The sequence below is a fragment of the Microbacterium sp. HMWF026 genome (genome assembly GCF_003061325.1).
Lineage (GTDB): Bacteria > Actinomycetota > Actinomycetes > Actinomycetales > Microbacteriaceae > Microbacterium > Microbacterium testaceum_E.
This window is the reverse complement of record NZ_QAJB01000261.1, coordinates 1-5,380: the sequence shown is the minus strand read 5'-3', so window position 1 is coordinate 5,380 and position 5,380 is coordinate 1. Positions and strand designations below refer to the sequence as shown.

6 protein-coding genes and 1 tRNA gene are annotated in these 5,380 nt (G+C 70.6%); 3 read left to right on the top strand and 4 right to left on the bottom strand.

Features of this window, described 5'->3' with window-relative positions; translation table 11 throughout:
* Window positions 1-573 (top strand): DUF4349 domain-containing protein (locus DBR36_RS10300; RefSeq protein WP_146185320.1); only part of this gene is annotated, 573 nt, incomplete at its 5' end.
* 303 nt (window positions 574-876) lie between these two features.
* Window positions 877-1,338, top strand: a complete 462-nt coding sequence (locus tag DBR36_RS10295; protein ID WP_146185319.1) for a hypothetical protein — start codon at window positions 877-879, stop codon at window positions 1,336-1,338.
* Window positions 1,339-1,649: 311 nt separating this feature from the next.
* Here DBR36_RS10295 and DBR36_RS10290 read toward each other — a convergent pair.
* A tRNA-Glu gene (locus DBR36_RS10290) sits at window positions 1,650-1,722 on the bottom strand.
* Between the two features lie 187 nt (window positions 1,723-1,909).
* On the opposite strand from DBR36_RS10290, the gene DBR36_RS10285 reads away from it, so the two are divergent.
* Complete coding sequence (locus tag DBR36_RS10285; protein ID WP_108319103.1) at window positions 1,910-2,548, top strand: MBL fold metallo-hydrolase; 639 nt, start codon at window positions 1,910-1,912, stop codon at window positions 2,546-2,548.
* Window positions 2,549-2,731: 183 nt separating this feature from the next.
* Here DBR36_RS10285 and DBR36_RS10280 read toward each other — a convergent pair whose 3' ends face one another.
* From DBR36_RS10280 to DBR36_RS10270, 3 genes are all read right to left on the bottom strand, one after another.
* On the bottom strand, window positions 2,732-3,001 hold the full coding sequence (locus tag DBR36_RS10280; protein ID WP_108319101.1) for an HPr family phosphocarrier protein: 270 nt from the start codon (window positions 2,999-3,001) through the stop codon (window positions 2,732-2,734).
* A gap of 27 nt (window positions 3,002-3,028) precedes the next feature.
* Entirely contained in the window at window positions 3,029-5,095 is a 2,067-nt protein-coding gene (locus DBR36_RS10275; protein WP_108319099.1) for a fructose-specific PTS transporter subunit EIIC, read from the bottom strand.
* 18 nt (window positions 5,096-5,113) lie between these two features.
* The coding region (locus tag DBR36_RS10270; protein WP_258222711.1) for a PfkB family carbohydrate kinase at window positions 5,114-5,380 on the bottom strand (267 nt) is incomplete at its 5' end.

Below are 5,380 nucleotides of genomic sequence, written 5' to 3'. Positions count from 1 at the left end.
GCCGTCATGCCGATCGACGGCGCGTCGGGACCCGCGGTCGGGTCGGGATTCGTCACGGTCCGGGTGCCCGCCGATTCTCTCGCGCAGGTCATGGACGGCCTGCGCTCGATCGGCGACGTCACCGCCACAAGCGTCACCCGCTCCGACGTGACCGAGCAGACGGTCGACCTGCGGGCGCGCGTGGCCGCCGGTGAGGCCTCGGTCGCCCGGCTGACGCAGTTGCTCGCGCAGGCGGCATCCGTCTCGGACCTGGTCACGGCCGAGTCCGCGCTCGCCGACCGTCAGGCGCAGCTCGACAGCGACCGCCAGGTGCTGCAGAGCATCGAGTCGCAGATAGCCCTGTCGTCGCTGAGCGTGCAGCTGACCGAGCGGACGGCATCCGTCACGGCGGACCCCGCGGGCTTCGGCGACGGCCTGACGGCGGGGTGGAACGGACTCGTCGCGACCCTGAACGGCGTGGTGATCGGCCTGGGGTTCCTGCTGCCGTGGATCGTCGTGGCCAGCGTGGTCGCCGCGGTCGTCTGGGCCGTCCGGCGGTACCTGCGCCGTCGGCGTACCGCGCGCGAGGGCTGAGCGCAGCGGGGGCTGGTGGTGCCGCCGGGCGGGCCGCGCGGTCAGCGTATCGACGGTCACACTCGAACGCCGTCCAGGTGCCGAGCGTCGAGGGCGGCGCGCTGCCCGCTCCGGAAGGCTGGGAGCTTGTCACTCAAATCGCTGCCGTCATGTTCCCTGATGGCGATGGCGGGAAATCTTCCCGCATCGTTCCCGACTATCGACCGGTTCGACCGCACGACGGGTGTCGCGACAAGCATCGCTGGCTACGATGGCGCGGCACACCGGTGAGAAGGACGTGAAGCTTGTGGTGGAGGTAATACGTTGAGCGACCGGCTGGTAAGCGTCGAACAGCAACGAGACGGACGCATCTTCGTGATCACATACTCGAAGACCTCGGACGGCCACCGCATTATTGACGGCACGCCTCTCGTGGTCGAGTCCGCGGCAGACGCGGGAGCGCTCGGCGATGCAGTGGTCACCGGGCTTCAGCGCTCGACCGACGGCGTGCTCCCGGCGCGCGACCTCCGCCAGAATCCCCCAGACGCAGCGTTCCTCGCGTGGGTGGGAGCGCCGACCTACGCCGCCTACGCGAAGGGTGTTCGCGGCGTCGAGGTGTGGGCGGAGGGGTCAAGCGACCTCACCTTGGTCGAGGTGACCCCGAAAGCGAACGGTGGGGCGAGCGAGGGCTTCACGCCGATGGACGACGTCGAAGAGCTGCGCTCGCCAGAGCCAAGCCGGCTCGGCGCCGCGGTGCAACGTGCGCTGACCCTGGCGACCGCATAGCGCGGCCTGCCCCTCGTCGCACCGATCTTCTCGTATGCGCGGGTCTCGGGGTTGCTGCGACGAATCGGCTTTTGTTCGGCCCATTGCCCGCCCGCGCCGTCAGGGCGCTTCGGACCGAGGGTTGCCGTGGCCTGATTCCAGGGTCCGATTTGACCCCGGAGAATAGCGACTTCCGCGGGCTCCGGAGACCTGGGAGTCGGGTCGCTATACGAGGGGGTCACCAGATGTAGTGGTGAGCCACTCTAAAAACAGAAAGCCCCCGGATTTCCGGGGGCTTTCCGTGTTGCTATGTCCTGGGACTCTCGTCCGAGTGACCCCAGCGGGATTCGAACCCGCGTTACCGCCGTGAGAGGGCGGCGTACTAGGCCGCTATACGATGGGGCCGCGTCGCAACGTGTTCAAGTATGCACCACGAATGACGCGCACGCAAAATCGGGGCCGAGCCACCGATATCCCGGGCGTGTCCGGCCACGGTACCGCGAACCCGCGCCCATCGGAAGACCCGTTAGGCGATGTTCACCCGGGGCGCCAGGACTTGCCGCCCTCCCCCGGCCGGGAGTTGACTCGGTCCATGCGCCTCACGAAGCACGAACACGCGTCCCTCGTCCTCGTCGAGAGCGGGCACTCGCTCGTCATCGACCCGGGCAGCTTCACCTCGCCCCTCGAAGACCTCGTCGGGCTGGTGGGTGTCGTCATCACGCACGAGCACGCCGACCACTGGACCCCCGAACACCTCACCCGCCTGCAGAAGGCGCACCCCGACGTGCCCGTGTACGGCCCCGAGGGCGTGCGCAACGCCGCCGCCGGGTTCGACGTCACGGTGGTGCACCCCGGCGACAGCCTGGACCTCGGCCCGTTCCACCTCGAGTTCTTTGGGGGACGCCACGAGGTCATCCACGAGTCGATCCCCGTCGTCGACAACGTCGGCGTCCTCGTCAACGACGCCCTCTACTACCCGGGCGACTCGTACGCGGTGCCCAAGCACAAGAAGGTCGCCCTGCTCGCCGCTCCGGTCGGCGCCCCCTGGCTGAAGATCGGCGACGCCATCGACTACGTGCTCGCGGTCAAGCCCGAGCGCGTGTTCGCCACGCACGACATGACCCTCTCGGTCGCGGGCAAGCAGATGGGCGACGCGCGCCTGACGTGGGCCGTCGAACAGAACGGCGGCTCGTTCGTCGACCTCACGCCGGGCGACACGGTCGAGGTCTGAGAGCCGCCGCCGCGGGCTCGACTCCGGAGACTCAGCCCCGGGCGCCGGGCGCGCGCGGCGTGTCGAGCACCGAGCCGTCGAGTTCTCCGGAGTCCGGCACGCGGCCGCGCGGTGCCGTGCATGAGAACACCGGATGCCACGAGCCCTGGGGGCCGTGGCATCCGGTGTTCTGCGGAGCGGGGTTTACTGCGCGTCGAGGTCGGTCTCGAGCAGGGCGACGAGCTCGTCGAGCGCCTGCTCGGCCCCCTCGCCCTCGGCCTTGAGCGTCACGACCGTGCCGTGGCCGGCACCCAGGCCCATCAGCGACAGGATGCTGCCGGCGTTGAGGTCGGGTCCGCCCTGGGCGGCGATGGTGACGGGCACCTTCTTCTCTTGCACGGCCTGCACGAAGAGCTTCGCGGGGCGGGCGTGGAGTCCCGAGCTGCTGGCGATGGTGGCCTGACGTTCTGCCATGGTGATTCCTTTCGAACCGGTGGGGTCTTAGGCGGCGACGGTGGCGGCCGGAGCGGCCTCGGCGACGGCCGCGTCCTTGGTGCTGCGTCCGATGCCCTTCAGAGCCACGATCAGCAGCGCCGTCACGACGGTACCCGCCACGATCGCGAGCGCGAAACCCCAGAAGGGGTTGATCGCGAAGAACACGAACACACCGCCGTGCGGGGCGAAGGACTGCACGCTCAGCAGCATGCTCAATCCACCCGTGATCGCGCCGCCGACCATCGAGGCGGGGATGACGCGCAGCGGGTCGGCCGCGGCGAACGGGATCGCACCCTCGGAGATGAACGAGGCGCCGAGCAGCCAGGCGGCCGCGCCGTTCTCGCGCTCCACCGGCGTGAACTTGCCACGCGCCAGGACCGTCGAGGCGAGGGCCATCGCGAGCGGGGGCACCATACCGGCGGCCATGACCGCGGCCATGATCAGGTACGGGGCGGTGTTGGTCTGCGACGCGGCGGCGAGGCCCGTGGTGGCGAAGACGTAGGCGACCTTGTTGACGGGTCCACCGAGGTCGAAGCACATCATGAGGCCGAGGATGACGCCCAGCACGATCGCCCCCGCGCTCGAGGCGGCGAGCGAGGTGAGTCCCTCGGTCAGAGCGGCCATGAGGGCGGCGATGGGACGACCGAGGAAGAGGATCATCAGGCCCGAAGCGAAGATCGAGCCCAGGAAGGGGACGATCACGACCGGCATGAGGCCGCGGAGCCACCGGGGTGCGTCGAACCGGCCGAGCCACCAGGCGATGAATCCGGCGAGCAGACCGCCGATGATTCCGCCGATGAAGCCGGCGTTCATGAGCACGGCGACGGCACCGGCGACGAAGCCGGGGGCGATGCCGGGGCGGTCGGCGATCGCGTAGGCGATGAAGCCTGCGAGCACGGCGACGATGAAGCCCATCGAGGTCGCGCCGATCATGAAGAAGACCGAGCCGAGGTACTGGCCCACGGGGCCGAGCGGCGAGGTGATGCCGTCGGTGGGCAGGTCCCACAGCGAGTTCTGGATGATGACGTTGGCCGCGTTCTGCGTGACCTGGTAGCCGCCGAGCAGGAAGCCCAGGGCGATGAGCAGACCGCCACCGGCGACGAACGGGATCATGTAGCTGACACCGGTCAGCAGCCAGCGCTGGATGCGGCGACCCACGGACTGCTGGGCGACGGGGGCGTCCGAGGCGGATGCCGCCGCGGCACCGCCCTGCACGCGGGCGGCGTTCGGGTTCTCGCTGGCGGCGAGGGCTTCGGCGATGAGCTGCTTCGGCTGCTCGATGCCGCGCTTGACCCCGGCGCGGACGACCGGCTTGCCCGCGAAACGCTGGGGCTCGCGGACGTCGACGTCGACCGCGAAGATCACGGCGTCGGCGTCGTCGATCACGCTCTGCGGCAGGGCCTTGTATCCGCTCGAGCCCTGCGGCTCGACGATCAGCTCGACGCCGTCGGTCTCGGCGCCCGCCGCGGTCAGGGCGTCGGCCGCCATGAAGGTGTGGGCGATACCGGTGGCGCACGCGGTGACGGCGACGATCTTCTTCGTCTTGGTGGCCGTGGTCGAGCGGGCCTCGGCGCGGGTGGCGGCGGCCGGAGCCGCGGCCTCGGCGACCGTGGGCTCGGCGGCCGGGGCGATGGCATCCGTGATGATGCGGACAGCCTCGGTGTTCGACGAGGCGCGACGCAGCCCCCCGGTGAAGTCATCCTTCATGAGGCTGCGGGCCAGCTGCGACAGCACCGACAGGTGGGCCTCGTCAGCGCCCTCGGGCGCGGCGATGAGGAACACGATGTCGGCGGGGCCGTCGGGGGCGCCGAAGTCGACGCCCGGGGTCAGGCGGGCGAAGGCGAGGGTGGGCTCGGTGACCGAGGCGCTGCGCGCGTGCGGGATGCCGATCCCGCCGGGCAGGCCGGTCTCGTCCTTCTGCTCGCGGGCCCACGCGTCGTCGAAGAGCTCCTGTGCGCTTCGGGCGCGGCCTTGCGCGACGACGCGCTCGGCGAGGGCGCGGATCACCGACTGCTTGTCGGTGCCCAGGGGCACGTCGAGGGTGACGAGCTCCGGAGTGATGATGTCGGACATTGTCGGTGACCTCCGTGGTCAGGGTGTGGCGATAGGGGTGGCGAAGGCGGAGACGGCGATCGGGCCCGCGGGCAGATCGGCCGGTGTCGGGGCCTGGGTCCCCGGCAGGGTCGCGGCGGCGGCGCCGTAGGCGATGCTGCGCGCGAGGCGTTCGGGGGCCGCAGCCCCCTCGACGGCGGCCAGCAGGTAGCCGGCGAGCGAGCTGTCGCCCGCGCCGACCGTGCTGGCGACCTGGATCTTCGGGGCGCGTCCGCGCCAGGCCCCCTCGGCGGTGAACAGCAGCGC

What these genes read in the sequence shown, in the direction of transcription:
- DBR36_RS10285 (WP_108319103.1), top strand. Translation starts at nt 1,910, where the DNA reads ATGCGCCTCACGAAGCACGAACACGCGTCCCTCGTCCTCGTCGAGAGC.
- DBR36_RS10275 (WP_108319099.1), bottom strand. Translation starts at nt 5,095, where the DNA reads ATGTCCGACATCATCACTCCGGAGCTCGTCACCCTCGACGTGCCCCTG.
- DBR36_RS10280 (WP_108319101.1), bottom strand. Translation starts at nt 3,001, where the DNA reads ATGGCAGAACGTCAGGCCACCATCGCCAGCAGCTCGGGACTCCACGCC.